The 1,099-nt window shown below is 55.1% G+C and carries 3 protein-coding genes; all 3 read right to left on the bottom strand.

Going from position 1 to position 1,099, the window contains the following annotated elements; all coding sequences use genetic code 11:
* Positions 1–199 (bottom strand): hypothetical protein (locus tag LIO64_RS11280; protein ID WP_290549548.1); only part of this gene is annotated, 199 nt, incomplete at its 3' end.
* 61 nt (positions 200–260) lie between these two features.
* Positions 261–923 carry a hypothetical protein gene (locus LIO64_RS11275; RefSeq protein WP_290549547.1) on the bottom strand — a complete coding sequence of 221 codons (663 nt, stop codon included), beginning with the start codon at positions 921–923 and terminating at the stop codon, positions 261–263.
* Positions 908–1,099: hypothetical protein (locus LIO64_RS11270; RefSeq protein ID WP_290549546.1), on the bottom strand; the 192-nt coding region annotated here is incomplete at its 5' end. The genes LIO64_RS11275 and LIO64_RS11270, both read right to left, overlap by 16 nt.

The following is a 1,099-nucleotide window of genomic DNA, read 5'->3' as shown; positions in this document are numbered from 1 at the left end:
GCGCCTTGCCCGTGCAGGCATATCCTCCGTCCTTTCCCGGTTTTGCTCTGGCTTCCTCAGCGGATGTTTTCCCTGTTTTGCCTTGTATGGAGACCTGGGGGTAGACTTTCGCGTCCGGCTGCGTTTCCGCAGAGTGGGTGAATGCGGCGAAGAGGAACAGGAAGAAAGCTGCTGCGGTAAGTCCGGACGTAAGGTTCATGTGCGGAATCGGAGTTACTTGCCCGGAATGCCTGGGCATTCCGGGTAGAAGAGGGACGTTTTCAGGAAGGAGTGGAAGTCTGATAAATGAGCCGTTTGTAAATGGCGGCAATAAGTCCTACACCCGTAGCCGGGATGAGGATGACTGCCAGAAGAATAGCGATGAAGCTTAAGGCTTCCGCAATGGCTCCCAGGATGGCGGCCAGAATTCCAAGAATGACCCCAAGGCTGACCAGAAGGGCCAGGAAGAGGATGAAAATGAGGAATTTGTTGCCGTAGGTATATTTGTTGCTGAGTGTCAGCGCTTCTGAGGCATTGCACCCTTTATCCAGCACAAGCAGGGGCGCCAGAGACCAGGAAATGAGGATGACGATGGCCGGAAATCCGCAAAACAGGGCTCCCGCCAGGACTCCCGCAAGCATTAGCCCCCCCGTCAGGAAAAATTCCCCGAAGAACTGCCGGTAACGTTTGTCGAAAATGAAGGTAGGGGAGATGGGCTTGTTCCTGCTTAATGCAAGGGGCATGGTACACAAGGCAATCGTGGTGCCGATATTGATATAAGGGATCCAGATGGTCAGAACCCAGAGCAGGATGGCGATGACGATAGACAGGGCATTTTTAACGGCAATGGCGTAGGCGTCCAGCAGGGTGGGCACGAATTCCTTTTCCATGAAGCCGGCGGCTGCGGCTTTGCCTGTCTGGGTCATTCCTATGTAGTCGTCCATGCCGTTGTTTGAAGGGATGACCGGCCGGGCAGCTTGTTGCGGATGAGGTGGTCGGGTTTGCTGAAGACCCGGAATATTTTGCTGCCGGGGCATTTGCTGTAATTGTCTCTCTGCGGGGGGGTGGGATTGGGCTGGCATGCCTCCTTGCGGAAGACGGGCTTGTTGTTGGGATGGCT

Origin of the sequence: Akkermansia sp. (assembly GCF_020860705.1) — a bacterium.
GTDB lineage: Bacteria > Verrucomicrobiota > Verrucomicrobiia > Verrucomicrobiales > Akkermansiaceae > Akkermansia.
This window is presented reverse-complemented; position numbering and strand designations above follow the sequence as displayed.

What these genes read in the sequence shown, in the direction of transcription:
- LIO64_RS11275 (WP_290549547.1), bottom strand. Translation starts at nt 923, where the DNA reads ATGGACGACTACATAGGAATGACCCAGACAGGCAAAGCCGCAGCCGCC.